The 26,043-nt window shown below is 70.1% G+C and carries 21 protein-coding genes and 1 pseudogene; 13 read left to right on the forward strand and 9 right to left on the reverse strand.

Annotated elements, in window-relative coordinates:
• The first annotated feature begins 84 nt into the window (after positions 1-84).
• The 8 genes and pseudogenes from ACZ7M7_RS27335 to ACZ7M7_RS27370 all read left to right on the forward strand — a co-directional run bounded on the left by ACZ7M7_RS27335 (position 85) and on the right by ACZ7M7_RS27370 (position 9,589).
• The gene (locus tag ACZ7M7_RS27335) at positions 85-930 is read left to right on the forward strand and encodes an intradiol ring-cleavage dioxygenase (RefSeq protein WP_472121050.1); all 846 of its coding nucleotides are present in this window, start codon (positions 85-87) and stop codon (positions 928-930) included.
• 127 nt (positions 931-1,057) lie between these two features.
• Positions 1,058-2,884 (forward strand): acyl-CoA dehydrogenase, encoded by a 1,827-nt coding sequence (locus ACZ7M7_RS27340; protein WP_383628788.1) that lies wholly within the window; start codon positions 1,058-1,060, stop codon positions 2,882-2,884.
• A gap of 148 nt (positions 2,885-3,032) precedes the next feature.
• Entirely contained in the window at positions 3,033-4,331 is a 1,299-nt protein-coding gene (locus ACZ7M7_RS27345) for a M18 family aminopeptidase (RefSeq protein ID WP_472121055.1), read from the forward strand.
• A gap of 65 nt (positions 4,332-4,396) precedes the next feature.
• Positions 4,397-4,642 (forward strand): DUF6458 family protein, encoded by a 246-nt coding sequence (locus ACZ7M7_RS27350; RefSeq protein WP_328425773.1) that lies wholly within the window; start codon positions 4,397-4,399, stop codon positions 4,640-4,642.
• A gap of 119 nt (positions 4,643-4,761) precedes the next feature.
• The gene (locus ACZ7M7_RS27355; protein ID WP_472121058.1) at positions 4,762-5,103 is read left to right on the forward strand and encodes a hypothetical protein; all 342 of its coding nucleotides are present in this window, start codon (positions 4,762-4,764) and stop codon (positions 5,101-5,103) included.
• 1,143 nt (positions 5,104-6,246) lie between these two features.
• Entirely contained in the window at positions 6,247-8,607 is a 2,361-nt protein-coding gene (locus ACZ7M7_RS27360) for a hypothetical protein (RefSeq protein ID WP_472121062.1), read from the forward strand.
• A 15-nt stretch (positions 8,608-8,622) separates the two neighbouring features.
• Positions 8,623-9,095 (forward strand): annotated as a pseudogene (locus ACZ7M7_RS27365) (AraC family transcriptional regulator); the annotation flags it as partial.
• On the forward strand, positions 9,092-9,589 hold the full coding sequence (locus tag ACZ7M7_RS27370; RefSeq protein WP_472121065.1) for an LURP-one-related/scramblase family protein: 498 nt from the start codon (positions 9,092-9,094) through the stop codon (positions 9,587-9,589). The pseudogene ACZ7M7_RS27365 and the gene ACZ7M7_RS27370, both read left to right, overlap by 4 nt.
• A 30-nt stretch (positions 9,590-9,619) precedes the next feature.
• Here ACZ7M7_RS27370 and ACZ7M7_RS27375 read toward each other — a convergent pair whose 3' ends face one another.
• Complete coding sequence (locus tag ACZ7M7_RS27375; RefSeq protein WP_383608468.1) at positions 9,620-10,414, reverse strand: carbon-nitrogen family hydrolase; 795 nt, start codon at positions 10,412-10,414, stop codon at positions 9,620-9,622.
• A 204-nt stretch (positions 10,415-10,618) separates the two neighbouring features.
• Between ACZ7M7_RS27375 and ACZ7M7_RS27380 the strand changes: the two genes are divergently transcribed.
• Both ACZ7M7_RS27380 and ACZ7M7_RS27385 read left to right on the forward strand, forming a co-directional pair.
• Positions 10,619-11,443: a maleylpyruvate isomerase family mycothiol-dependent enzyme gene (locus ACZ7M7_RS27380; RefSeq protein ID WP_451169040.1), complete on the forward strand. Its 825-nt coding sequence runs from the start codon at positions 10,619-10,621 to the stop codon at positions 11,441-11,443.
• Between the two features lie 105 nt (positions 11,444-11,548).
• Positions 11,549-12,349, forward strand: coding sequence for an SAM-dependent methyltransferase (locus ACZ7M7_RS27385; protein WP_383608462.1), 801 nt, complete (start codon positions 11,549-11,551; stop codon positions 12,347-12,349).
• Between the two features lie 12 nt (positions 12,350-12,361).
• Here the strand turns inward: ACZ7M7_RS27385 and ACZ7M7_RS27390 are convergent, their stop codons facing one another.
• Both ACZ7M7_RS27390 and ACZ7M7_RS27395 read right to left on the reverse strand, forming a co-directional pair.
• Positions 12,362-13,657 carry an MFS transporter gene (locus tag ACZ7M7_RS27390; RefSeq protein ID WP_472121075.1) on the reverse strand — a complete coding sequence of 432 codons (1,296 nt, stop codon included), beginning with the start codon at positions 13,655-13,657 and terminating at the stop codon, positions 12,362-12,364.
• On the reverse strand, positions 13,654-14,307 hold the full coding sequence (locus ACZ7M7_RS27395) for a GntR family transcriptional regulator (RefSeq protein ID WP_472121079.1): 654 nt from the start codon (positions 14,305-14,307) through the stop codon (positions 13,654-13,656). The genes ACZ7M7_RS27390 and ACZ7M7_RS27395 overlap by 4 nt, the downstream gene beginning before the upstream one ends.
• A gap of 207 nt (positions 14,308-14,514) precedes the next feature.
• Between ACZ7M7_RS27395 and ACZ7M7_RS27400 the strand changes: the two genes are divergently transcribed.
• Entirely contained in the window at positions 14,515-15,417 is a 903-nt protein-coding gene (locus tag ACZ7M7_RS27400; protein ID WP_383608453.1) for a D-alanyl-D-alanine carboxypeptidase family protein, read from the forward strand.
• A gap of 76 nt (positions 15,418-15,493) precedes the next feature.
• Here ACZ7M7_RS27400 and ACZ7M7_RS27405 read toward each other — a convergent pair whose 3' ends face one another.
• From ACZ7M7_RS27405 to ACZ7M7_RS27420, 4 genes are all read right to left on the reverse strand, one after another.
• The gene (locus ACZ7M7_RS27405; protein WP_383628801.1) at positions 15,494-16,918 is read right to left on the reverse strand and encodes a dihydrolipoamide acetyltransferase family protein; all 1,425 of its coding nucleotides are present in this window, start codon (positions 16,916-16,918) and stop codon (positions 15,494-15,496) included.
• A 10-nt stretch (positions 16,919-16,928) separates the two neighbouring features.
• Complete coding sequence (locus ACZ7M7_RS27410; RefSeq protein WP_328880473.1) at positions 16,929-17,918, reverse strand: alpha-ketoacid dehydrogenase subunit beta; 990 nt, start codon at positions 17,916-17,918, stop codon at positions 16,929-16,931.
• A gap of 1 nt (position 17,919) precedes the next feature.
• Positions 17,920-19,095: a pyruvate dehydrogenase (acetyl-transferring) E1 component subunit alpha gene (pdhA, locus tag ACZ7M7_RS27415; protein WP_328425795.1), complete on the reverse strand. Its 1,176-nt coding sequence runs from the start codon at positions 19,093-19,095 to the stop codon at positions 17,920-17,922.
• Between the two features lie 443 nt (positions 19,096-19,538).
• Positions 19,539-21,098 carry a protein kinase domain-containing protein gene (locus ACZ7M7_RS27420; protein ID WP_383608447.1) on the reverse strand — a complete coding sequence of 520 codons (1,560 nt, stop codon included), beginning with the start codon at positions 21,096-21,098 and terminating at the stop codon, positions 19,539-19,541.
• Positions 21,099-21,440: 342 nt separating this feature from the next.
• On the opposite strand from ACZ7M7_RS27420, the gene ACZ7M7_RS27425 reads away from it, so the two are divergent.
• The gene (locus tag ACZ7M7_RS27425) at positions 21,441-23,093 is read left to right on the forward strand and encodes a protein kinase domain-containing protein (RefSeq protein WP_472121091.1); all 1,653 of its coding nucleotides are present in this window, start codon (positions 21,441-21,443) and stop codon (positions 23,091-23,093) included.
• 81 nt (positions 23,094-23,174) lie between these two features.
• On the opposite strand, the gene ACZ7M7_RS27430 is transcribed toward ACZ7M7_RS27425, so the two are convergent.
• Positions 23,175-23,714, reverse strand: a complete 540-nt coding sequence (locus ACZ7M7_RS27430) for a bacterial proteasome activator family protein (RefSeq protein ID WP_328425801.1) — start codon at positions 23,712-23,714, stop codon at positions 23,175-23,177.
• 696 nt (positions 23,715-24,410) lie between these two features.
• On the opposite strand from ACZ7M7_RS27430, the gene ACZ7M7_RS27435 reads away from it, so the two are divergent.
• A complete protein-coding gene (locus ACZ7M7_RS27435; protein WP_472121100.1) occupies positions 24,411-24,836 on the forward strand; it encodes a hypothetical protein in 426 nt (141 codons plus the stop codon).
• A gap of 102 nt (positions 24,837-24,938) precedes the next feature.
• On the opposite strand, the gene ACZ7M7_RS27440 is transcribed toward ACZ7M7_RS27435, so the two are convergent.
• A complete protein-coding gene (locus ACZ7M7_RS27440) occupies positions 24,939-25,919 on the reverse strand; it encodes an NAD(P)H-quinone oxidoreductase (RefSeq protein WP_472121105.1) in 981 nt (326 codons plus the stop codon).
• Positions 25,920-26,043 lie beyond the last annotated feature (124 nt).

Here is a 26,043-nt window from a genome sequence, read left to right on the forward strand (position 1 = left end):
CTGCTTTCCGACAGCTGTCCCTCACTAGCGTCTGCCGTACCGGGAGGAGTGCCGGGACGGCACCGCACCAGCGAGGGGACAGCCATGGGCCGACACCACGCCGACGAGGGCCACGACGGCCAAGTCCACGAGCACGACAGAGGGCTCTCGTACGACCTTCCCGTCCTCGCCCGCCGGCGCATGATCCGGCTGATGGCGGGGGCGAGCCTGGTCCCGCTGGTGGGCTGCACCTCGCAGGACGAGACCTCGGCGTCGTCCTCGTCCTCCTCCGCCAAGGGCTCCGCGTCGTCGTCCGCCGAGTGCGCGACCATCCCGGACGAGACCGCCGGCCCCTTCCCCGGGGACGGCTCGAACGGCGTGAACGTCCTCAAGGAGAGCGGTGTCGTCCGCAGCGACATCACCAAGAGCTTCGGCGACTCCGCGGGCGGTACCGCCGAGGGCGTGCCCCTGACCGTCACGCTCACGGTCGTGGACGCCGCCTCCGGCTGCGGGACGCCCAAGAAGGGTGCCGCGGTCTACATCTGGCACTGCGACCGGGCCGGCGACTACTCCCTGTACTCCGAGGGCGTCACCGACGAGAACTACCTGCGCGGCGTCCAGGAGACCGACGGCTTGGGCCGGGTCACCTTCCGGAGCATCTTCCCCGGCTGCTACGCGGGCCGCTGGCCGCACATCCACTTCGAGGTCTACGGCAGCCTGGCCGACGCCACGGCGGCCACCTCCCTCACCAACACCTCGCAGCTCGCCTTCCCGAAGGACGTCTGCGAGACGGTGTACGCCACGGACGGCTACGACGAGAGCGTGCGCAACCTCAGCGGCCTCTCCCTGGAGACGGACGGGATCTTCAGCGACGGTCACGACCGGCAGCTGGCCGCGACGAAGGGCAGTGTGGCGGAGGGTTACACGGCGACACTGACGGTTCCGGTGTGACCTGTCACAGATTACGGATCGGGGTTGCGTCTTATTACTGACGGGTAGCATCATCGTAGCTACTTGTTGGTACGTGAACTAGCGCGAGGAACCAAGTGCCTCGCCGACCCTCTACGGAGCCGTGACCATGGGGCACTACAAGTCGAACCTCCGCGACATCGAGTTCAACCTCTTCGAAGTACTCGGACGCGACAAGCTGTACGGCACGGGTCCGTTCGAGGAGATGGACGTCGAGACCGCGAAGAGCATCCTCGAGGAGCTGACCCGGCTCGCGGAGAACGAGCTGGCCGAGTCCTTCGCCGACGCCGACCGCAACCCGCCGGTCTTCGACCCCGAGACGAACACCGCGCCCGTCCCGGCGTCCTTCAAGAAGAGCTACAAGGCCTTCATGGACTCCGAGTACTGGCGTCTCGGCCTGCCCGAGGCCATCGGTGGCACGACGGCCCCGCCGTCCCTGATCTGGTCGTACGCGGAGCTGATCCTCGGCTCGAACCCGGCCGTGTGGATGTACACCTCCGGCCCGGCGTTCGCCGGCATCCTCCACGACGAGGGCACCGACGTCCAGAAGAAGATCGCGCAGATCGCCGTCGAGCGGACCTGGGGCTCCACCATGGTGCTCACCGAGCCGGACGCCGGCTCGGACGTGGGCGCCGGCCGCACCAAGGCGGTCCAGCAGGAGGACGGCTCCTGGCACATCGAGGGCGTGAAGCGCTTCATCACGTCCGGTGAGCACGACATGGAGGAGAACATCCTCCACTACGTCCTCGCCCGCCCCGAGGGCGCCGGTCCGGGCACCAAGGGCCTGTCCCTCTTCCTCGTCCCGAAGTACCTCTTCGACTTCGAGACCGGCGAGCTGGGCGAGCGCAACGGCGCCTACGCCACGAACGTCGAGCACAAGATGGGTCTGAAGGCCTCCAACACCTGCGAGATGACCTTCGGCGACCGGCACCCCGCCAAGGGCTGGCTGATCGGCGACAAGCACGACGGCATCCGCCAGATGTTCCGCATCATCGAGTTCGCCCGCATGATGGTCGGCACGAAGGCGATCTCCACGCTCTCGACGGGCTACCTGAACGCCCTTGAGTACGCCAAGGAGCGCGTCCAGGGTCCCGACCTGGCGAACTTCATGGACAAGACCGCGCCCAAGGTCACCATCACCCACCACCCGGACGTGCGCCGCTCGCTCATGACGCAGAAGGCGTACGCGGAGGGCATGCGGGCGCTGGTGCTGTACACGGCGTCGGTGCAGGACGCGATCGCCGTCAAGGAGGCCGCGGGCGAGGACGTCAAGACCGAGCACGCGCTGAACGACCTGCTCCTGCCGATCGTGAAGGGCTACGGCTCCGAGAAGGGCTACGAGCAGCTCGCCCAGTCGCTGCAGACCTTCGGCGGCTCCGGCTTCCTGCAGGAGTACCCGATCGAGCAGTACATCCGCGACGCCAAGATCGACACCCTGTACGAGGGCACGACGGCGATCCAGGGCCAGGACTTCTTCTTCCGGAAGATCGTCCGCAACCAGGGCGCCGCGCTGAACTCGCTCGCCGAGGACATCAAGAAGTTCCTGGCGCTCGGCGAGGGCGGCGAGGAGCTGGCCGGTGCCCGCGAGCACCTCGCGAAGGCCGCCGTCGAGCTGGAGGCGATCGTCGGCCTGATGCTGACGGACCTCGCGGCCACCGAGCAGGACGTCAAGAACATCTACAAGGTGGGCCTGAACACCACCCGCCTGCTGCTGGCCTCCGGTGACGTGGTCGTCGGCTACCTGCTGCTCAAGGGCGCCGCGGTCGCCGCGGAGAAGCTGCCGACGGCCTCCGCCAAGGACAAGGCGTTCTACGCGGGCAAGATCGCCGCGGCGAAGTTCTTCGCGGCCAACGTCCTGCCGGGCGTCACCGGTGCGCGCAAGCTCGCCGAGGGCGTCGAGCTGGACCTGATGGAGCTGGACGAGGCCGCCTTCTAGTCGGCCCCTTCCCGTCGGCGAAGGGGCGCCGCCACCGCCCCTTTCCAGCCACCTGTTCCAGTCACTCACGGACATTCCACATCGCCCTTACGAGGGCCCGCTCCTCTTCACCGGGAGCGGGCCCTCGTACGTCGTTAAGGTGAACCCCATGAGCGAACCCCCCCGCTTCGACCGCGGCCACACCGACGACCTCATGTCCTTCCTGGCGGCGAGCCCGACGCCGTACCACGCCGTGGCGAACACCGCCGAACGGCTGGAAAAGGCCGGATTCAGGCAGGTCTCGGAGACGGACGCCTGGGACGGGACGAGCGGCGGCAAGTACGTGCTGCGCGGTGGCGCGATCGTGGCCTGGTACGTCCCCGAGGGCGCGGCGCCCCACACGCCGTACCGGATCGTCGGCGCCCACACGGACTCCCCCAACCTGCGGGTGAAGCCGCTGCCCGACACCGGAGCGCACGGCTGGCGGCAGGTGGCCGTGGAGATCTACGGCGGACCGCTCCTCAACTCCTGGCTGGACCGCGATCTGGGCATCGCCGGCCGGCTGACGCTGCGGGACGGCACGACGCGGCTGGTGAACGTGGACCGGCCGCTGCTGCGGGTCCCCCAACTCGCCATCCACCTGGACCGTTCCGTGTCGGCGGAGGGGCTCAAGCTCGACAAGCAGCGGCATCTGCAGCCCATCTGGGGCCTCGGCGGCGACGTGCGCGACGGCGACCTGATCGCCTTCCTGGAGGAGACGGCCGGGCTTGCGGAGGGCGAGGTCGCCGGCTGGGACCTGATGGTGCACTCCGTGGAGCCGCCGGCCTACCTGGGCCGGGACAAGGAGCTCGTCGCGGGCCCGCGCATGGACAACCTGCTCTCGGTCCACGCCGGAGCGGCGGCCCTGACCGCGGTGGCCGGCTCGGGCGCCGGACTGCCGTACATCCCGGTGCTGGCCGCCTTCGACCACGAGGAGAACGGCTCGCAGAGCGACACGGGCGCCGACGGGCCGCTGCTGGGCGGCGTCCTGGAGCGCTCGGTGTTCGCGCGCGGGGGATCGTACGAGGACCGGGCGCGGGCCTTCGCCGGCACGGTCTGTCTGTCCTCCGACACGGGCCACGCGGTCCACCCCAACTACGCGGAGCGCCACGACCCGACGCACCACCCGCGCGTCAACGGCGGGCCGATCCTGAAGGTCAACGTCAACAACCGCTACGCGACCGACGGTTCGGGCCGGGCGGTGTGGGCGGCGGCCTGCGAGAAGGCCGACGTGCCCTTCCAGTCCTTCGTCTCCAACAACTCCATGCCCTGCGGCACGACGATCGGCCCGATCACCGCGGCCCGGCACGGCATCAAGACCGTCGACATCGGCGTGGCGATCCTTTCCATGCACAGCGCGCGGGAGTTGTGCGGCGCGGAAGACCCGTGGCTGCTGGCGAACTCGTTGGTGGCGTTCCTGGAGGGGTAGTTCCTCAAGGGTGGGGTACCCGCCTCCGACCGGAACCACCGGACCGGACAGGGAGGCGACAACTCATGGGCCTCGGCGGGTGCATCATCCTCATCGCCGCGGGAGCCATCCTCACGTTTGCGACCGACTGGGAGATGGAGGGGGTCAATCTCGACCTGGTCGGGATCATCCTCATGATCGTGGGGCTCATCGGCGTCACGACGTTCAGCAGCATCGCCAGGCGCAAGCGCGTGGTCGTGCCGCCGACGACACCGGTCGTCGGCGAGCAGCCCCATCGGCGGGACGGCTACAGCGACGGTTACGGCGCCTAGGACCCGGACGTTCCTTTTCGATCACCAATGAAGCTCGGCACAGAAAGGCTCCGCGGTCGGGCGGAGCTTTTCTCGTATGCCCGCACAGCTCCGTAATCAACTCAGTAATGTACTGAGTTATGGACTTCACCGTTATCGCGCACGCCGTAGAGGTCGATCACGGGATCAAGCGGCTCTCCATGCGCTTCATCAAGAAATACGCCGCGCCGGAACGCCAGCGGCTGAGCGCGGAGTTGTGCGAGGAGATCACGAACGAGTTCGAGAAGCTCGGCCTCATCACCCTGCCGAGGCGGCTGCCGACCTCGGAGAACGAGTTCGTGCTCGTCATCGAGAAGAACAGCGCCCTCGGACAGACCGTGGCGATCGCCACGGCCATCGCTCTTCTCGACAAGCTGGGCCAGAGCCCGCTGCCGCAGCTATTCGACAACTATCCCGAGGCACGAAGTAACTTGATCCAGTAGCACCTATTCTCGGCACGCTTCGATCGCGATCGGTTCGGATCGAGTGAAGTACTGATCAATTCCGATCCGATCGCAATATTCCTTTCTTCGGATGAACCGACGGACAGTAACGTCGTCAATGCGTGACGCAAGGGGTTCCTGCAACGCGCGAGCACCGCCGTTGCTGCGGACGCTCCATCACATCTCTTGCTGTGCCATGGAGTAAGTCATGAACACCTTCGCGAACCAACCCCCTGCCCATGCCGCCGGCGGCGAGGATTGGCCACCATTTGCTAGCGCGAACTATCGCCTCCCATGCGTTTATGTCGCGGCCCTCTCCGGGGACCGGGGCCTGACCCTGGCCGGGTGGCTGCGCATCAACTTCGATGCCTTCGAATCCAAGGCTGTCGCCGCCGTTTGGGCCGACTTCCGCGAACAGCTGTACACGGACCCCGCGCTGAACATCCGGCGCGGTGACACCCTTCGCGCCAGGAAACTCGCTGCCGGGCAGGGCCGACCGCTCGCACTCTCGACCAGGCGCGGACCCAACAGGGCCGAACAATGGAGATACCAGCGGGTCCTCCGGCGCGGACTGGCGACGATCGCTGAACTGCCCGGCACCACGGTCGGCACCGCCCACCGACCGCACACCGCCAACGGAGCGGCTGCTGCCCGGGCGCTCATCGAACGGCTGTCGGCCCGTCACACGGCGGACGGCACATCCGCGCTCGCGGTCATCCGCATGAACACCATCGCCACCTGGTACGACCTCGCCGCCCCGTCACCGACGCCGCCCCGTCACCGACGCCGCCCGAAAGCCTGCCCAGCGCCGCGGCCGACACGGACGGCCTCCTGGAGGCCGCAGAGTTCGTCGCGTACTGCGCGTACCAGCACCATGCCCGGCAGCACAACCGACGTTTCCTGTCCGACTGGTTCGCGGAGCTGCACCCCGACGCAGAGGGTCCCCTCCAGCTCTGAACTGACGTCACCGGCCTACGGAGCGGCCAGGAGCTCGCAGATGGCACGCCCGTCGTGCCGACTTCCCGGCCGCCCCGTTCCGCCCTTGCTTCTGGTCCCGTCCTGCTCCCTCATCCCGTGCTTCTTCCTCGTTTCCGCTCCTTCGCTCCGCCTTCTGCGGCCCCGCTCGTCCCCTGGAGGACGCCCATGCCTGCCCCGGCCCCCCGTTCCTTCCCCGTGCATTGGGGAACCGAGTCCGTTCTGGTGTCCAACGTCGATCCCGTGCTGCCGTCCACCTCTTCGGATGCCGACCTGGCGAAGGTGGTCGACGCGGGCAGTGCCAATCCGGTGGCTCTGCTGCCGAAGGCCGCCTGGCAGGCCATCGCCCGTGCCACCACCGGCCCCGACGCGGTGGCCGTACAACTGCGGCCCACCGGCGAAGAAGCGGCCGGGCTGCTGATGGTGGAGAACGTGGACGGTGCGACGCTGCACTCGGTCGTCACCCGGGTTCATCTGAGCGAGTTTCTGCCCGGTATCCAGCCCCGTACAGGAATGGAGGTGATGGAGATTCCCGACCCCCAGGTCCAAGGGATCACCGACGGCGGTCGCCCCTGCGCGATCGTCCGCTACCGGTACCGGAGCCTCGCCCACCTCCGGGACCATGTGTGGCAGACCATCCACGGCACCCTCTCGCTCAACAGCTACGCGCCCTCCGTCCTGTCCCGCAAGGTCACCCGCAGCCTGATCACCCACCCCGTCGAGATCGCCTTCGAGGACGGCACCGAGTCCTTCCACGCCCTGGTCGTCCGGGACGGCATCACCCGGCTCGCCAGCGCCTGGGCCGTGCTCGCCGGCCCCAATGCCGAGGCCTCGGAGGCGGCGACACTCGCGGTGGACTCGCTGTTCGGCAAGGCGGGCACGCTCCGGCCCACGGCGGGCGGCCTCCCGCTCGGGCAACAGCTTGCCGAGGCGAGGGAGAAGAGACGCCGCAGCCTCGCCGAGGAGTTTGCGCGGGAGATCACGGCCGAGGAACCAGGGTTGCGCGCGGCCCAGATCGCCCAGACCTACGTCCTGCCCGCCCAGATCACCGTCGGCGCACATGGACACCCGGGCCATCTCCTCGCCGCCGAGGACATCTTCGACGACGCCATCCGCTCCGTACTGGCGTCGGTCCACGTGGAGTTCAAGCAGTGGGACGCGGCCGCCCAGAACGTCGAGATCGCCACCCGTGCCCTCAAGCGCGTGATCCAGCTGGGCAGTTCGCAGGTGCGCAAGGACGATCTCCAGGTGGTCTACGGCCTGGCCGTAGGCCGTATCCCGGTGGCCGAACTCCCCGACATGGTCCCCGGGGACACGCCCCCGCCCGGCACCGCGCTGTGGCGCAGCGTCTACCTCGTGTACTGGCTGACCCGACCGGAACTCCTGGACCACCTCAAGGACCAGGCCAAAGCCATCAAGGGGGGCAAACGCATGGGTCTCAAGGGGTTCGCCGAGCTCCTCGGTCCCTTGATCGACCTGCCGTGGCGCTCGCACAAGAAGCAGATCACGACCCAGGCCCGAAACGCCTGGAACAACGGCGGCGTCCTCACCTCCGACGTGCTCCAGGAGTGGACGCCCTGCCCGACGGAGGACTTCACCGACCTCGTGGCTCCGGCCATGACAGGCGACATCAACGCCCGTTGCACCCTGGCCGTGGCCGGCGGCGTGGCGCTGATCGCCGACAAGCTGCTCACCCGGAACGTGGGTTCGGCCTTGCTGGTCGCCAAGGAAAAGGGGGGCGTCCCCTTCCGCGCCGACGTCAACCAGGTCGTCGAGGACCTCTCGCAGCAGCACAACGGACTGGGTCTGTGGACCCTCGCACTGGCCGCCAACCGGTTTCGCAGCGACGCCCTGCCGGAGAACGCCGTGACCGCGCGCCAGCTCATCCGCCAGGAGCGGACGGGGGATGCGGCCGAACCGCCCTACATCCACTTCAAGGTCGACCTCAGCAGCGACGACTGGATCGAGCGCGACACCGACGGTGTGCCCGTGACGCTGCACCAGTGGGACGTCGTGTGGGCGTCCAATCCCGAACGCGCACGCAAGGCTCACCCTCCGAAGGCTCTCGTCGTCCCGTCCCTCCGCCCGCTGTCCACGCCCGAGACGTCGGCCTCGATGCCGGATGACACCTGTGCCACGGAGGCCACCGCGGAGGCGGAAACCCGCGCAACCGACACGGGGGCGAACGGCGAGACGGATGGCACCGAGCTGCCCCGGGCCGCGATCGGCTACCCGGCCGAGCGGCAGGAGGTCACGCAGACGTCCCGGCCCCCCAGCCAGCTCGCCGCGGAGCAACGCCAGGTGCTGCGCCACAGCGTGACGGCCGCCCGGGACGCCCTCGACCGGCTGCACCTGCTCGAACCCGAAGTCGGCGGCCACACCCCGATCGTCTCGCTCCCCGTCCTCGACGACCTCCACAAGCTGCTCATCGGCCTGCAGACGGACGTCGAGAACCTCCGCCGGAAGATCACCCACGACGAGGAGAGCGGCCTGGACGACGAGGACGCCCCGGTGGAAGCCGGGGTGTGACCGTAGGGTCAGCGCGTGCATGTCGTACGGCGCGACCACGGCGTCGAGGTCGCGGACGCGGTCTCCCGACGGCGAGTGTTCGCCGCGCACCGGGACGGCGGGCAGAAGCAGTTCGTGGAGCGGCCGGTGCCGGACGGGTCGCCGGCCCTGCTGCCGACGCGGGTGCAGGAGTGGCGGGGAAGGGAGCCGCTGACGGTGGCGGACCGACGGCCCGGACGGCGGAGTCGCCAGTCCCTCACCCCTCCCCCCGACATCGCCGCTTCCGAGCGCAACCAGGGGCCGCTGCCGTTGGCCTGGCTGACAGGGTTGAGTGGGCCGGCGTGCGCGCTGATCGAGCGCGGGGAGAAGCCGCTGGGCGTGGTGGCTGCCAGGAGCGGAATCGGCACCGGGGCGAACCTCCGCTCGCGTGTGCGGCGCCGGACAGGCTCAGCCCCTCGGCCTACAGACGGCGTTTCGGGGCGGGCGGCGGGGAACCCCTCGTGTCATGAGATTCCTCGTACGCGACCGGCTCCTCGGCTTCGGTGACGACTACTGGATCGAGGACGACCGGGGCAACAAGGTGTTCCTCGTCGACGGCAAGGCGATGCGGCTGCGGGACACCTTCGAGCTGAAGGACGCCCAGGGGCACGTCCTCATCGACATCCACCAGAAGATGCTCGCCCTGCGCGACACGATGGTGATCGAGCGGGCCGGCGAACCGCTCGCCACGATCCGCCGCAAGCGGCTGTCCCTGCTGCGCAACCACTACCGGGTCTCCCTGGCCGACGGCAGCACGGAACTCGACGTCAGCGGCAAGATCCTCGACCGGGAGTTCGCCGTCGAGTACGACGGCGAACTGCTGGCCGTCGTCTCCCGCCGGTGGCTGCACGTGCGGGAGACCTACGGCGTGGACGTCGTACGGGACGACACGGATCCGGCGCTGCTGATCGCGGTGGCGGTGTGCGTGATCCACCTGGCGGAGAAGGAGCGAGGGGACGACTGACGGGCGGCGGCCGGGGAGGGCGGTGCGCCGTCAGCGACGCGGCGGCGTCAGCCCCAGCATCCGGTCCTTGAGCGCCGGGAACTGATCCCGCGTCACCGCGACCTTCCCCGGGTCGAACTCCACCGTCAGGACCTGCTCCTCCGCACCGGCCTGCGCCAGCACCTCGCCCCACGGATCGACCACGATCGAGTGACCGGCCTGGGGAACTCCCGCGTGCGTCCCGGCCGTTCCACAGGCGAGCACGAACGCCTGGTTCTCCACCGCCCGCGCCTGAGCCAGGAGCGTCCAGTGCGCCCGGCGGCGCTCCGGCCAGCCCGCCGGAATGACCAGGGTCTCGGCGCCGGCGTCGACGAGGCCGCGGAAGAGTTCGGGGAATCGGAGGTCGTAGCACGTGGCCACGCCCAGGGTCGTGCCGGGCAGCCGGACCGTCACCAGTTCCTCGCCCGCGCCCATCAGCACCGCCTCGCCCTTGTCGAAGCCGAAGCGATGGATCTTGCGGTAGGCGGCGGCCAGATCGCCGGAGGGGGAGAAGACGACAGAGGTGTTGTAGAGCGGCCCGTCGGGGTCCCGTTCGGGAATTGAGCCCGCGTGCAGCCACACGCCCGCGTCACTCGCGGCCTTCGCCATCGCCTCGTACGTCGGCCCTTCGAGCGGCTCGGCCTCGCTGCCGAACTCCTCGTAGGCGAAGGCCCCGGTGGTCCACAGCTCGGGCAGGACGACCAGATCCGCACCCGCCTGGTCCCGCACGAGCGAGGCGACCCTCACCCGACGCGATTCGACCGATTCGCCCTCATTGACGTCGATCTGCAGCAAAGAGGCGCGCACACTACCACCGTCCTGGCATTCGAGCGGTCCACACGCGCATCCACGCGGGGCCTACGATCGTCACACGAAAGCACTGCCGGGGTGCCTCACAGCAGCGTAACTTAGCGTTTCAAGACACCCGCCGACAGCAGCCGCCGCCCACTGGCACCGCCGCCACAACCTGCCCGCGTACCGACGCTCCAACCGCCGAGGGGTCCCGTTTCCGTGAGTCTGCATCCCACCCTCCAGCCCTACGCCGACGCCTGGACCCACTCCATCGAAGCGATATCCGAGCTGGTGACGCCGCTTGTGGAGGGCGAGTGGAATCGGCGCACGCCCTGCCCCGGCTGGTCGGTCCGCGACGTCGTGTCCCATGTCATCGGCCTGGACTGCGAGATGCTCGGCGACCCGCGTCCCATTCACACGCTTCCGCGCGACCTCTTCCACGTCACCAACGACCACCAGCGCTACATGGAGATGCAGGTCGACGTCCGCCGCCACCACACGGCGCCGGAGATGACCTCCGAGCTGGAGTACACGGTCATCCGCCGCAACCGCCAGCTGCGCAACGAGTCCCGCGACCCCGGCACCAAGGTGCGCGGCCCGCTCGGGGCGGAGCTGACCCTCGAGGAGGCGATGCGGACCCACGCGTTCGACATCTGGCTCCACGAGCAGGACCTGCGCGCGGCCCTCGGCCGTCCCGGCAACCTCGACTCCCCCGGCGCGCACGTCGCCCGGGACGTCCTGCTCGGCAAGCTGCCCGACATCGTCGCCACCAAGGCGGGCGCGCCCCGCAGCTCGGCGATCGTCCTCGACGTTCACGGCCCGATCGAGTTCCTGCGCACGATCCGCATCGACATCCAGGGCCGCGGCACCCTCGAGACGGCCCCCGCGCTGGGCCCTGCCGCCACCCTCACCCTCGACTGGGAGACCTACGTCCGCCTTGCCTGCGGCCGCATCACACCGGAGTCGGCGGCGGACCGGCTGAAGTCGGAGGGCGACGCGGACCTGACGGCGGCGATCCTGCGGAACTTCACGGTCACGCCGTAGCAGCCCTTCGGGCGCCGGGCGCCGGGTGCCGGGCGCCGGGTGCCGCGAGGCGCCTGCCCGTTATTCGCTGTCCGCGGCAGGGGACGCGGAGTTAGCGTGCGTGCCGTGACTGATACGACAACTGAAACCGAGGCCGCCCCCGGCCCCCGTACCGACGAACCGCCCCGCCTCACCAGGCTGACCTTCCACGGTCCGCTGTCCGAGGCACGGGCGCAGGGTCTCGTCCAGCGGCTCACCCGTACGAACCCCACGTCGGTCCTCGACATCGGCTGCGGCTGGGGCGAGCTGATGCTGCGCGTTCTGGCCGCCGCGCCGGACGCGACGGGGGTCGGTATCGACATCAAGGCCGAGGATCTCGCGCGGGGCCGCCGCCTTGCCGAGGACCGAGGGCTGGCGCGCAGGGCCGAGTTCGTCGAGGAGTCCGCGGTCGGGACCTCACGCGGGCCGGCCGACCTGGTCCTGTGCGTCGGGGCGAGCCAGGCCCTGAGCTCGGCCGAGCCGCCCCAGCTCTTCACCGATGCCCTGCGCGAACTGCGCCGCCTGGTCGCCGACGGCGGACGCGTGCTGCTCGGGGAGGGCTTCTGGCAGCGCACCCCGACCCCTGCCGAACTGTCCGGCATGTGGCCCGGAGCCGCCCCCACCGACCACCACGACCTCGCCACCCTGCTCGACCTCGTGGTCGACGCCGGTTTCCGCCCGGAGTGGACGGAGACGGCGACCCTCGGGGAGTGGGAGGAGTTCGAGTCGGGGTACCAGGCGGACGTCGAGATCTGGCTCGCCGAACACCCGGATCACCCGCTCGCGGCCGAGACGCGCGAGCGCCTCGACCGGCATCGCGCCCAGTGGATGAGCTACCGCGGGGTGCTGGGGATCGCCTACCTCACGCTCGTACCCGTCCGCGGCTGACGTTCCTGGCGGCTATGCCGGTACGTGTACGGTCTCCACCCTGCTGGCGACCAGCCGTTCCCGCTCCCTGCGCGCCGCGCGCGTGCGCAGCCGCAGGATCTGGCTGACGCCCAGGGCCTGGAGGACGAACACCGCCGAGAAGGCCACGGCGTAGTCGTCACCTGTCGCGTCCAGCAGCACGCCGATCGCGAACAGTGTCGTCATCGAGGCGACGAACCCACCCATGTTGGTGATCCCGGACGCCGTCCCCTGACGCTCCGGCGGATTCGCCGGCCGCGCGAAGTCGAAGCCGAGCATGGAGGCGGGCCCGCACGCCCCGAGCACCGTGCACAGCACGATCAGCAGCCACATCGGCGCCGTCTCACCGGGCCAGGCCAGCGTCGTCGCCCACAGCACCGCCGTCGCCCCCACCGTGCCCAGCGCCAGCGGCAGCCGCGCCTCGTGGTGCCGGGCGACGACCTGGCCGTAGACCAGGCCCACGACCATGTTCGACAGGACGACCAGGGTGAGCAGTTCACCGGCCGTCGCCCGCGACAGCCCCTGCGCCTCCACCAGGAACGGCATGCCCCACAGCAGCAGGAACACCATCGCCGGGAACTGCGTCGTGAAGTGCACCCACAGCCCGAGCCGGGTGCCGGGTTCCCGCCAGGACGCGGCTATCTGGCGTCGTACGTACGCCGACCCCTGGTGCAGCAGCGGCTCCGGCTCGTGCCCCTCGGGGTGGTCCTTGAGGAACAGGAGGAGCAGGACGAGTACGACGACACCGGCGGCCGCGCTGCCCGCGAACGCCGCCGTCCAGCCCACCCCGTGCAGCAGCCGCGCCAGGACCAGCGTGGAGACGAGGTTGCCCGCCATGCCCGCAAGGCCCGCGAGCTGCGCGATCAGCGGGCCGCGCCGGGCCGGGAACCAGCGGGTGCCGAGCCGCAGCACGCTGATGAACGTCATCGCGTCGCCGCAGCCCAGCAGCGCACGCGAGGCGAGGGCCGTGCCGTACGACGGCGAGAAGGCGAAGCCGAGTTGGCCCGCCGTGAACAGCACCACACCGATGGCCAGCACCTTCTTGGTGCCGAGCCGGTCGACCAGCAGGCCGACGGGTATCTGCATGCCCGCGTACACGAGCAGTTGGAGGATCGAGAACGTCGACAGGGCCGAGGCGTTCACGTCGAAGCGGTCCGCCGCGTCGAGGCCGGCGACCCCGAGGGACGTACGGAAGATGACGGCGACGAAGTAGACCGAGACGCCTATGCCCCAGATGGCCAGGGCGCGGCGGCCGCCGGGAGGATCGCCCGGCAACGCGGCAGCCTTCATCGCTCCTCACCCCGCGCCAGATGCGAGAACCAGCCGATGTGCCGGTGGACCAGTCCGACGGCCTCCTCGGCGTCCCCGGCGCGCAGGGCCTGCAGGATCTCCTCGTGCTCGACGAGGGTCTTGGCGATCCGGTCGGGGTGGGAGTGCAGGACGGCCACGCCCATGCGCAGTTGCCGGTCGCGCAGTTGGTCGTAGAGCCGCGACAGGATCTCGTTGCCGCCGCTGCGGACGATCTCCACGTGGAAGCACCGGTCGGTGACGGCGGCCCCGGCGAGATCACCGGCGGCGGCCTGTGCCTTCTGCCGGGCGAGCAGTTCCTCCAGGCGCTCGATGAGTGCGGGGGGCGCGGGGACGGCCTTGCGTGCCGCGTGCTCCTCGACGAGCATCCGCGTCTCCACCACGTCCTTGATCTCCTGTGCGGAGACCGGCAGGACCAGTGCGCCCTTCTTCGGGTAGAGCTTGATCAGCCCTTCGACCTCCAGCCGCAGCAGCGCCTCCCGCACCGGAGTGCGCGAAACGCCCACGGCTTCGGCGAGCTCGCCCTCGGTGAGCAGCGTGCCGCCCTCGTAACGGCGGTCCAGGACACCCTGTTTGACGTGGGTGTAGACGCGGTCGGCGGCGGGTGGCTGCTTGAGCGGGGCGGAAGGCATGGCCACAGCATAGATACAACACGTACGCATGACGGCCGGCGTCCACCATGCGGACCCCAAAAGGAATCCCCGGGCAAAGAAGCGGCACCTGCCGCATCCGGTGCACAACCTTCTGTGTTAATTACGTGTCACACACGTGCGGCCCCACTCTTCCCCCTCCAACTCGGCCGCACTTTCGGGGCATTCGACGTAATCGGGGTATTTAAGTTGATAACCGCCACAAAGGGCTTCCGCGTCCGCAGAGCCGCAGCCGTCGCCGTCACGACCGGCGCCGTGCTCGTGACCGGAGCTCTCACCGCGGCTCCCGCGCAGGCCGTGACGGCGCCCTCCATCACCGCCAAGGGCGGGTACCTGATGAACAGCGCGACCGGCACGACGCTCTTCACCAAGGCCGCCGACACCAAGAGGCTCACCGCCTCGACCACGAAGATCATGACGGCGAAGGTCGTGCTGTCGCAGTCGAACCTGAACCTGGACACCAAGGTGACCATCAAGAAGGAGGTCAGCGACTACATGGTCCGCAAGGGCTACCCGTCGACGGCCCGCCTGATCGTCGGCGACAAGGTGACCGTCCGTCAGCTGCTGTACGGGATGATGCTGCCCTCCGGCTGCGACGCCGCGATGGCCCTCGCCGACAAGTTCGGTTCCGGCACGACGGTCTCGGCCCGCACCAAGAACTTCATCGGCAAGATGAACACCATGGCCAAGAGCCTGGGCATGACGAACACGAAGTTCGACTCCTTCGACGGCATCAGCAACGGCTCCAACGCCTCGACGCCGCGCGATCTGACGAAGCTCGCCCGCAGCGTGATGAAGAGCTCCACGTTCAAGACCGTCGTGAAGACCAAGTCGTACACGGCCAAGACGATCACGAAGACCGGTTCCACCCGCACGATGGCGGCGTGGAAGAACACCAACGCGCTGCTCGGCTGGAACGGCACGCTCGGCATCAAGACCGGCTCCGGCACCGAGGCCAAGTACTGCCTCGTCTTCGCCGCGACGATGAACGGCGAGCAGGTCATGGGCGCCGTGCTGACCGCCTCCTCGGAGGCCAACCGCACGGCTGACGTGAAGAAGCTGATCAACTACGGCTACGCCAGGATCAGCTGACGCCCGCAGTCACACGGCAAAGGGGCGGCCACTCCTGAGTGGCCGCCCCTTTCGCCTGTCGCCTAATGCCCGTGGCTCACGCCCAGGTGATCAGCCGCTTCGGCTGCTCCAGGATCGCCGCCACGTCCGCCAGCACCTTGGAGCCCAGCTCACCGTCGACCAGCCGGTGGTCGAAGCTGAGTGCCAGCGTGGTGACCTGACGCGGCTTCACCTTGCCCTTGTGGACCCACGGCTGGAGCTTGATCGCGCCGACCGCGAGGATCGCGGACTCGCCGGGGTTCAGGATCGGGGTGCCGGTGTCGACGCCGAAGACGCCGACGTTGGTGATGGTGACCGTGCCGCCCTGCATCGCGGCGGGGGTGGTCTTGCCGTCCCGTGCCGTCGACACCAGCTCGCCGAGCGCCTCGGCCAGTTGCGGAAGCGTCCTGGCGTGGGCGTCCTTGATGTTCGGGACGATCAGGCCGCGCGGGGTCGCCGCAGCGATGCCCAGGTTGACGTAGTGCTTCTGCACGATCTCCTGGTTCGCCTCGTCCCAGGACGCGTTGACGTCCGGGTTGCGCTTGATCGCGACCAGCAGGGCCTTGGAGATCAGCAGCAGGGGGTTCACGCGCAGGCCCGCGAACTCCTTGTCCGCCTTGAGCTCCTCGACCAGCTTCATGGTGCGCGTCACGTCCACCGTCACGAACTCCGTGACATGCGGCGCCGTGAACGCCGACCCGACCATCGCCGCCGCCGTCGCCTTGCGCACGCCCTTGACCGGGATACGGGTCTCACGGGCCGTGTCGTACGTGGCCGCGGCCACCGGCGCCGGTGCGGCGGCGGGGGCGACGACCGGCGCAGCCGGGGCAGCCTGGGGCACCGGCTCGGCGGCCGGGGCCACCGCCGCGTGGACGTCCTCGCGCGTGATGATGCCGTCGGGGCCGGTCGGAGTCACCGTGGCCAGGTCGACGCCCAGGTCCTTCGCCAGCTTGCGCACCGGCGGCTTCGCCAGCGGTCGGTCGGACGTCACCGCAGGCGCGGGGCCGTGGCCGTTCAGCTCGGACTGCAGTGCCTGCGCCGGCGTCGAGGGCTCCTGCTGCGGGACGCCGGCACCCTTGCGCGGGCGGCGCTTCGTCGAGGTCTGGGCCACGCCGTAGCCGACCAGGACCGGCTGGCGGCCCGAGCCCTCCGGCTTGGGCTCCTCCTGAGCGGCCTCCGGCTGCGCGGCCGGCGCCGGAGCAGTCGGCGCCGGAGCGGCTCCGCCCGCCAGGTCCACCGCGATGATCGCCATACCGACGTCCACCGTGGTGCCCTCGGGGAAGTGCAGCTCGCGGACCACCCCGTCGTACGGGATGGGCAGCTCGACGGCCGCCTTGGCCGTCTCGACCTCGCACACCACCTGGCCGTCGGTGACCGTGTCGCCCGGCTGGACGTACCACTTGAGGATCTCGGCCTCGGTGAGTCCCTCGCCCACGTCGGGCATCTTGAACTCGCGCACGGACGCTTCCGTCATCGTCGTCACGACCCTCTCCTCAGTACGCCAGGGCACGGTCGACGGCGTCGAGCACCCGGTCCAGGCCCGGCAGGTACTCCTCCTCCAGACGCGCCGGCGGATACGGGGCGTGATAGCCGCCCACCCGCAGCACCGGGGCCTCCAGGTGATAGAAGCAGCGCTCCGTGATCCGGGCGGCGATCTCCGCGCCCGAGCCGAAGAACACCGGGGCCTCGTGGACCACCACCAGGCGGCGGGTCTTCTCGACCGACGTCTGGATCGAGTCGAAGTCCAGAGGGGAGACCGAGCGCAGGTCCAGGACCTCCAGATTGCGGCCCTCCTCGGCGGCCGCGGCGGCGACCTCCTGGCAGAGCTTCACCATCGGGCCGTACGCGGCCAGCGTGAGGTCCGTGCCCTCGCGGACGACCTTCGCCTTGTGCAGCGGGCCCGGGATCGCCTCGGTGCTGACCTCGCCCTTGTCCCAGTAGCGCCGCTTGGGCTCGAAGAAGATCACCGGGTCGTCGCTCTGGATGGCCTGCTGCATCATCCAGTACGCGTCCGACGCGTTGGACGGCGAGACGATCTTCAGGCCCGCCACGTGCGCGAAGAGGGCTTCCGGCGACTCCGAGTGATGCTCGACCGCGCCGATGCCGCCGCCGTAGGGGATGCGGACGACGACCGGGAGCTTGACCTTGCCCAGCGAGCGCGCGTGCATCTTTGCGAGCTGCGTGACGATCTGGTCGTAGGCCGGGAAGACGAAGCCGTCGAACTGGATCTCCACCACCGGGCGGTAGCCGCGCAGGGCCAGGCCGATCGCGGTGCCCACGATGCCCGATTCGGCCAGCGGGGTGTCGATGACCCGGCTCTCGCCGAAGTCCTTCTGCAGGCCGTCGGTGACCCGGAAGACGCCGCCGAGCTTGCCGACGTCCTCGCCCATGATGAGGACCTTGGGGTCCGCGTCGAGCGCGTGCCGCAGCGATTCGTTGATCGCCTTGGCAAGAGCCATGCTCTTGACTGTCTCCGCTGCCATGTCAGGCCCCCTCTACGTCCGCGAACGACGCCTGGTAGGCGGCGAACTGGGCGCGCTCCTCGTCGACGAGCGCATGCCCGTCCGCGTACACGTTCTCGAAGATGGCGAAGTGGTCCGGGTCCGGCATGGCACGGACCGCCTCGCGCACTCGTTTGCCCAACGCCTCGCTCTCGGTCTCCAGTTCCGCGAAGAATCCCTCGTCCGCGTGGTTTGAAGCCTCGAGGTACCGGCGAACGCGCAGGATCGGGTCCTTCGCCTCCCAGGCCTCGCGCTCCTCGTCGGCCCGGTACTTCGTCGGGTCGTCGGAGGTGGTGTGGGCACCCATCCGGTACGTGTACGCCTCGACGAGCGTCGGCCCCTCGCCGCTACGGGCACGCTCCAGCGCCCACTTCGTCACGGCCAGGCAGGCCAGGACGTCGTTGCCGTCGACGCGGACGCCGGGGAAGCCGTAGCCCTGTGCACGCTGGTAGAGCGGCACCCGGGTCTGCTTCTCGGTCGGCTCGGAGATCGCCCACTGGTTGTTCTGGCAGAAGAACACCACGGGCGCGTTGTAGACCGCGGAGAAGGTGAAGGACTCCGCGACGTCGCCCTGGCTGGAGGCGCCGTCGCCGAAGTACGCGATCACCGCGCTGTCGGCGCCGTCCTTGGCGATGCCCATCGCATAGCCGGTGGCGTGCAGCGTCTGGGAGCCGATGACGATCGTGTAGAGCTGGAAGTTGTTGCTGTTCGGGTCCCAGCCGCCGTTGTTCACGCCGCGGAACATGCCCAGCAGGTTGGCCGGGTCGACCCCGCGGCACCAGGCGACGCCGTGCTCGCGGTAGGTCGGGAAGACGTAGTCGTCCTCGCGGGTGGCGCGGCCGGAGCCGATCTGGGCGGCCTCCTGGCCGAGCAGCGACGCCCACAGGCCCAGCTCGCCCTGGCGCTGCAGGGAGGTGGCCTCGGCGTCGAAGCGGCGGGTGAGCACCATGTCGCGGTAGAGGCCGCGGAGCTCTTCGGGGGTGATGCCGGCGACGTACTTGTCGTATTCGGCATTCTTGACGCGCTTACCCTCTGGCGTCAGCAATTGCACGAGCTCGGGGTCCGTGCTCGGCGATTTCCTTGCGGTTGTCTTGCCGGCCGTGCTCTTGGTACCGGCGCTGCGTCGCGGCTTGCGCGCGGCAGTGCTCTCCACGGTCACGTGTGCTCCTCCGTCGGTCCGGCTACCCGGGTTCGCCGGGTGCCAGTGCGGCTCACCTGAAGCCCTACGGACGCACAGGGTGGGTGCGGCTCGTTGGGGGACAGGCGTGACAGGTGCCCCGGCGAGCGCCCTGCAATAGGCACGTTACCCAGTGCTCCACATTTCTGTGAAACCCCTCCTGACCTGCGTTTTTGCTTGGATTTCCAAGTAAACCGCGAAAGTCGGGAACAAGTCCTGGTCACAGCCTTGCAGGGGGCCGGAACAACGGCACGTTATATCGGTGACCCAGGTCACGGGAAGAGTCGCCGGACGTGAGATCTAAGCCGGGGGCCACCTCGGGGTGCCACCCGGTCGGCCGATATGTCCCGAAAACGCCGCACGCGCGTGCAGCCCGTCTGCCGGGCCGCACGCGCGTGTACAGGCTGTTTTGCGCCAGGAAGGGGTCAGCCCTCGACGCCGCCCGTCGGCGGTGTCGGCACCGTGGGATCGTCGGTCGGCTCGTCCGTCGGCTCGGCGGTGGTCGGCTCCTCCGTCGGCTCCTCGGTGGTCGGCTCCTCCGTCGGCTCCTCGGTGGGCTCCTCCGTCGGCTCGTCGCTCGGCGAGTACGAGGGCGTGTCCGAGGGCGTGTAGTCCGGGTCGGTGCCCGTGCCAGAGCCGTCGTCGGTGACCTCGTCGGTCGGCTCGTCGGTCGCCTCGTCCGTCGGCTCGTCGGTGGCCTTGTCCTCGTCGGTGGTCTGCTGGGTGGTCGGCGTCTGCTGGGTGTCACCGCCGCCGCCACCACCGCCGCCGTTGTTCAGCGCCAGCGCGACACCCGCCGCGATGGCGATCACCGCGAGGACGGCGAGGATCCACAGCTTGCCGCGGCCGCTGCCCCTGTTGCCGCGCCCCTCGAAGCCGCCGTCGTCACCGCCGCCGTACCCGGAGGGCATGATCGGCTGCGGGATCTGCGTGGTGCCGGAACCGGAGTCGCCGGGGTGCCCCATGACGGTGGTGTTCGCGAAGCCCGCCGCCGGGGTGTGCCGGCCCTCGTGCATCGTCACCGGGCCGGTGTTCCAGGTGCCGGTGTGGCCGCCCTGGTCGTACAGCATCTGCAGGCCGTACTGGACGAGGCCGCGCATCTCCTCGGCCGTCTGGAAGCGGTCGTCCGGCTCCTTGGCGAGCGAGCGCATGACCAGGCCGTCGAGCTCCGGCGGCACCGCGTCGGAGGCCTCGGACGGCGGGGTCGGGATGTCCTGGACGTGCTGGTAGACCACCGACAGCGGCGTCTCGCCGGTGAACGGCGGGCGCAGCGCGAGAAGTTCGTAGAGCAGGCAGCCCGTCGCGTACAGGTCGGAACGGTGGTCGACCGCCTTGCCGAGCGCCTGCTCGGGCGACAGGTACTGCGGGGTGCCCATGACCATGCCGGTCTGCGTCATCGTCGACTGCGCGCCGTGCAGGGCGCGGGCGATGCCGAAGTCCATCACCTTCACGGCGCCGTTGTGGGTGATGATGACGTTGGCGGGCTTGATGTCGCGGTGCACGATGCCGTGCTGGTGCGAGTAGGCGAGGGCCTCCAGGACACCGGAGACGATGATCAGGGCCTGCTCGGGGCCGGGCGCCTCGGCGTTGAGGAGGAGGTCGCGGATGGTGCGGCCCTCGACGATCTCCATGACGATGTACGGCACGCTGTGCGCGCCCACGACGTCCTCGCCGGAGTCGTACACGGCGACGATCGCATGGTGGTTGAGGCCGGCCACCGACTGGGCCTCGCGCGTGAAGCGGGCCTTGGAGACCGGGTCCTCGGCGAGGTCGGAGCGCAGCAGCTTGACCGCCACGGTGCGTCCGAGACGTACGTCCTCGGCCGCGAACACCTCGGCCATGCCGCCCCGGCCGAGTCTGCGGGTCAGCCGATATCGACCGTCCCCGACAAGTCCGCCATTACCCCACATTTCCGGCGCGTCTGACATACCGCCGCCAGCCGCCTCGGGGTCGGACGGGCCCTGAGCGCGCTGCTGCTGTGCCATCGGTCCTCGCCGTCGTTTCTGCCCGCGGTGCGCGCGGTGTTGTTACGGTCTCCGTCGGCCACGCTACAGCCTCAAAGCAAGCCGTCGGTCCGAGACGGTGGCCCCGGCCTGACGCAGACGGACCGGCCATCAAACCGTTACCCCGTCCCGTCGTGCAAATTCTGTGCACCGGCCGTACAGCCCCTGTAACGCTTCCGCGACGCTCCCTTCGCGTACGGTCACGGAACGGGCACCGCGCTTGACCTGTCAGTGCCGTGGGGCAGACTTGGCCGGGAATACCACATTGGATCATTCGATCCACGGCAATCGCAGGCGCCCGAGAGGGTACGGGGGACGCAGAACATGAGCCAGGACGGCGCACAGGGCCAGGACGCGGGGCGGTCGCTGGCCGGCGGCCGCTATCAGCTGCGCGACCTGCTCGGCCAGGGCGGCATGGCCGCCGTGCATCTCGCCTACGACTCCGTGCTCGACCGGCAGGTCGCGGTCAAGACGCTGCACACCGAACTCGGCCGCGAGCAGGCCTTCCGCGAGCGCTTCCGCCGCGAGGCCCAGGCCGTGGCGAAGCTCACGCACACCAATATCGTCTCAGTCTTCGACACCGGCGAGGACGACGTCGACGGCATGACGACGCCGTACATCGTCATGGAGTACATCGAGGGCCGCCCGCTCAGCTCCGTCTTCGACGAGGACGTACGGCAGTTGGGCGCGATGCCCGCCGACAAGGCGCTGAAGATCACCGCCGACGTGCTCGCGGCGCTGGAGATCAGCCACGAGATGGGCCTGGTCCACCGGGACATCAAGCCGGGCAACGTGATGATGAACAAGCGCGGCGTCGTCAAGGTCATGGACTTCGGCATCGCGCGCGCCATGCAGTCCGGTGTGACGTCGATGACACAGACCGGCATGGTGGTCGGCACCCCGCAGTACCTCTCGCCGGAACAGGCGCTGGGCCGGGCCGTGGACGCCCGCTCCGACCTCTACTCGGTCGGCATCATGCTGTTCCAACTGGTCACCGGGCGGCTGCCGTTCGACGCCGACTCACCGCTGGCGATCGCGTACGCGCACGTGCAGGAAGAGCCGGTCGCTGCGTCCACGATCAACAGCGCCCTGCCGCCGGCCGTGGACGCGCTGATCGCCCGCGCGTTGAAGAAGAACCCGAACGAGCGCTTCCCGAGCGCCGAGTCCATGCGCGACGAGTGCCTGCGCGTGGCCGCGTCCTTCCAGGCGGCCGCGCCCAGCATCGTGCCGGGCTCGCAGTCGCAGAGCGGCCAGGGCGTCGGCGCCTCGGTGTTCCCGCCGGTCGGCCAGACGCCCCCGCCCGCGGGCCACGTCCAGACGCCGTACCAGCAGACTCCGGCCCCGAACCCGTACGGCACCCCGCCGCCGTCGATGCCTTCACCGGCGTACGGCTACCCGCAGCAGCAGGGCTTCCAGACACCGCCACCGGCCTCGTACTCCCCGCAGCCGGGCCACCCGACCCCGGCGCCGTACACCATGTCGCCCCAGGCGCAGCCCGCTTCGGGCGGCGGCAAGAGCAACCGGCCGATGATCATCGGCTCCATCATCGTGTCCGTGGTCGCGGTGGGCGGCCTGATCTTGGCCCTGAACCTGAAGGGCGGGGGGACCGAGGACGACGGGGGCGGGAGCGGCGGCAGCGGCGGCACGACCGCCTCGGAGCCGGCGACGAAGGCGGCGGGATACCGGGCGGGCGACAGCGACAACACGGTCGAGACGACCGAGTGCACCGAGCCGCGGGAGTCGTACCTCGACCCCGACAAGGTGACGATGCCGGACATGACGTTCAAGTACTGGCCGTCGGTCGTCGAGTGCCTCAAGGCCGCAGGGTGGGAGGTCGAGAAGGTCGACGTCGACGAGAACACCTTCGGCGAGGGCACCGTCATGCGGCAGTCGCCCGAGAAGGGTACGGACTTCGACCCGGACGACCCGCCGGAGATGAAGTTCACGGTCTCGACGGGCAATCCGGAGTCGGACTGATCCCGTAACCGAAAGGGCCCGGCAGCATCGGCTGCCGGGCCCTTCGCGTACGCGGCGGGTGTCCTACAAGTCGGGTGTGTCCTACAGGTACGGTCCGCCCGAGCGGCCGCCCGGGTGCTGCTCGCCGTCCTCGGGGCCGCCGACGCCCGGCGGGAGGGCGCGGCGCATCTGCTCCAGCTGGGCCCGCGCGGCCATCTGCTGGGCGAACAGCGTGGTCTGGATGCCGTGGAACAGGCCCTCCAGCCAGCCGACCAACTGGGCCTGCGCGATCCGCAGTTCCGCGTCGCTCGGTGTCGCCTCGTCCGTGAACGGCAGGGAGAGCCGCTCCAGCTCCTCGACGAGCTCCGGGGCCAGGCCGTCCTCCAGCTCCTTCACGGAGCTGGCATGGATCTCCTTGAGCCGGACGCGGCTCGCCTCGTCCAGCGGCGCCACGCGGACCTCTTCGAGCAGCTGCTTGATCATGCTTCCGATCCGCATGACCTTCGCCGGCTGCTCGACCATCTCCGTCACCGGAACCTCGCGGGAGTCCTCGTCACCTCCGCCGCCGATGGCCATCCCGTCCTGGCCCACGACCAGGATCTGGGGGTTCTCCGACGACCGTTCGTTCCTCGGCATCTCCATGCCGCCATTCTCTCGCACCCGTACAGCTCATCATCGTGGTGCCCCCTGTGTGGGGTGATCCACCGTTTGAGGGCAGGGAGATTCCGTCGGGGCCGGGTTCGGTCGAGTGGCGGTCTCCGAAATGCCGGGTTTGCAGGGTCCTGTGAGGCTTGTGCCATGACTTCTTGGCTGGGGGCGGTACGGGCGGGGCGGGGGCGACCGCGGGAGCTGCGCACCGCGGGATTGCTGGGGGTACTGGCGGTGGGGCTGATCATGGGGCCGGGCGGGTCCGTGATGGCGTACGGCCTTGAGGGCACGCGGGGCGCGGCCCCCTCCGGGGCTTCCGCCGATGCCAGAGCCGGGGCCCGGGCTTCCTCCGACGCCAGGGCGGGGTCAAGGGGCGCCTCCGACTCCACAGCCGGGTCCAGGGCCTCGTCCCGCTCCGCAGCCGAGTCCAGGGGCTCCTACGGCCCCGCAAGCACGCCTCGGCCCGGTCCGGCTGCCGCATCCCGGGGCCCCTCCGGCTCCGCGGCCGCGCCGCCGGCCTCCGCCGGGCCCTCGGGTTCCCCTGCAACTGCGTCCGAGGGGTCCGGCGGCTCCGCCTCCGCGTCCGGGGCCCCCTCCGGCTCGCCCCCGGCGTCCGATGTCCCCTCCGCCTCCCCCACGGCGTCCGGGAAATCCGGACAGCACTGGGAGGCCGGGAGGTCGGAGGGGGACATGAAGCCCGGTGCGGCGCGCACCTCCACGGCCCACGGCCCCGCCGCCTCCCGTCCCAGCCCCTCCGACGGCCCGTCCCGGGCCGGGAGCCGGGCCGGTGAGGGGCGGGAGCGGCCGGGGCGGGAGAAGGGGCCGCTGGAGGACGAGGAAGCGGCGACCGGGCGGGAACCCGGCCGCGAGGAGGAGGGTGACAGCTCGACGCGGCCGGAGCCGGAGGGCGAGGACGACGGGGGTACGGCGACCGAGAGCTCCCAGGCCGCCGGAGAGACCTCCGCCCCGGCGACCCACCCCGTGCACCGGCCCGTCACGCACGCCGAGGACCCCGCCGAACCCGTACTGCAGGTGCTGCCCCTCGGCGCGGGGCTGGTGCTCATCGGGCTCGGGCTGGGCCTCGCCTTCGTCGGCCTCAGGCTGCGGCGCGGCTAGCGGGTGGCCGCTCGGACCGCCGTGGCCGCCGTGGCCTCCGTGGCCGCCGTGGCCGTCCTGGCCGTCCTGGCCGTCCTGGCCGTCCTGGCCGTCCTGGCCGTCCTACGGCACGACCAGCAGCACCTTGCCCACGTGTCCGCTCTCCTCCAGCACCCGGTGCGCCCCGGCCGCGTCGTCCATCGGCATCTCGCGGTCCACCACCGGCCGTACATGCCCGGCGTCCAGCAGGGGCCAGACGTGCTCGCGTACGGCCGCGACGATCGCCGCCTTCTCACCGAGGGGACGGGCACGCAGCGAGGTCGCGCTGACGGCACCCCGCTTGGCCAGGAGCGCGCCGATGTTGAGCTCGCCCTTGACGCCGCCCTGCAGACCGATGATGGCGAGGCGGCCGTTCACGGCGAGGGTCTGTACGTTGCGGTCGAGGTACTTGGCGCCCATGTTGTCGAGGATGACGTCGGCTCCGGCCCCGCCGGTGGCCTCCTTGACCTCGGCGACGAAGTCCTGCTCCCGGTAGTTGACGAGGATGTCGGCGCCCAGCTCGGCACACCGGTCGAGCTTGTCCTTGCTGCCCGCCGTGACCGCGACCCTGGCCCCGACGGCCTTGGCCAGCTGGATGGCCATGGTGCCGATGCCGCTCGAACCGCCGTGCACGAGCAGGGTCTCGCCGGGGCGCAGATGGGACACCATGAAGACGTTCGACCAGACCGTGCAGACCACCTCGGGCAGCGCGGCGGCCTGGGTGAGGCTCACGCCCTTGGGCACGGGCAGCAACTGGCCTGCCGGTACGGCGACCTTCTCGGCGTAACCGCCGCCCGAGAGCAGCGCGCACACCTCGTCGCCGACGGCCCAGCCGGAGACGCCGGGGCCGATCTCGGCGATCCGGCCGGAGCACTCCAGACCGGGGTAGGGGGAGGCGCCGGGCGGCGGGTTGTAGAAGCCCTGCCGCTGCAGGATGTCGGCGCGGTTGACGGCCCCGGCCACCACCTCGACCAGCACCCCGCCCTCGCCGGCGACGGGATCGGGGACCTCGTCCCACACCAGCGCCTCGGGCCCACCAGGTTCGGGAATCGTGATCGCATGCATGGGACGGACGCTACTCCCCGCCCCTCGCGCCCCTGCCGCCGTACTCCCGCCCGGGCACGCGGGGAGCCCTCCGCCTCGGTCCCCGGTCCCATACCTCTCGGTCCTTGGGCGGGTCCTTCGAAAA

It is taken from the genome of Streptomyces sp. NPDC111606, assembly GCF_055656945.1.

Coding starts and splice junctions, on each gene's coding strand:
- ACZ7M7_RS27425 (WP_472121091.1), top strand. CDS start 21,441: ATGAGCCAGGACGGCGCACAGGGCCAGGACGCGGGGCGGTCGCTGGCC.
- ACZ7M7_RS27420 (WP_383608447.1), bottom strand. CDS start 21,098: ATGGCACAGCAGCAGCGCGCTCAGGGCCCGTCCGACCCCGAGGCGGCT.
- ACZ7M7_RS27360 (WP_472121062.1), top strand. CDS start 6,247: ATGCCTGCCCCGGCCCCCCGTTCCTTCCCCGTGCATTGGGGAACCGAG.
- ACZ7M7_RS27390 (WP_472121075.1), bottom strand. CDS start 13,657: ATGAAGGCTGCCGCGTTGCCGGGCGATCCTCCCGGCGGCCGCCGCGCC.
- ACZ7M7_RS27395 (WP_472121079.1), bottom strand. CDS start 14,307: ATGCCTTCCGCCCCGCTCAAGCAGCCACCCGCCGCCGACCGCGTCTAC.
- ACZ7M7_RS27370 (WP_472121065.1), top strand. CDS start 9,092: ATGAGATTCCTCGTACGCGACCGGCTCCTCGGCTTCGGTGACGACTAC.
- ACZ7M7_RS27440 (WP_472121105.1), bottom strand. CDS start 25,919: ATGCATGCGATCACGATTCCCGAACCTGGTGGGCCCGAGGCGCTGGTG.
- ACZ7M7_RS27430 (WP_328425801.1), bottom strand. CDS start 23,714: ATGGAGATGCCGAGGAACGAACGGTCGTCGGAGAACCCCCAGATCCTG.
- ACZ7M7_RS27355 (WP_472121058.1), top strand. CDS start 4,762: ATGGACTTCACCGTTATCGCGCACGCCGTAGAGGTCGATCACGGGATC.
- ACZ7M7_RS27435 (WP_472121100.1), top strand. CDS start 24,411: ATGAAGCCCGGTGCGGCGCGCACCTCCACGGCCCACGGCCCCGCCGCC.
- ACZ7M7_RS27410 (WP_328880473.1), bottom strand. CDS start 17,918: ATGGCAGCGGAGACAGTCAAGAGCATGGCTCTTGCCAAGGCGATCAAC.
- ACZ7M7_RS27350 (WP_328425773.1), top strand. CDS start 4,397: ATGGGCCTCGGCGGGTGCATCATCCTCATCGCCGCGGGAGCCATCCTC.
- ACZ7M7_RS27345 (WP_472121055.1), top strand. CDS start 3,033: ATGAGCGAACCCCCCCGCTTCGACCGCGGCCACACCGACGACCTCATG.
- ACZ7M7_RS27340 (WP_383628788.1), top strand. CDS start 1,058: ATGGGGCACTACAAGTCGAACCTCCGCGACATCGAGTTCAACCTCTTC.
- ACZ7M7_RS27335 (WP_472121050.1), top strand. CDS start 85: ATGGGCCGACACCACGCCGACGAGGGCCACGACGGCCAAGTCCACGAG.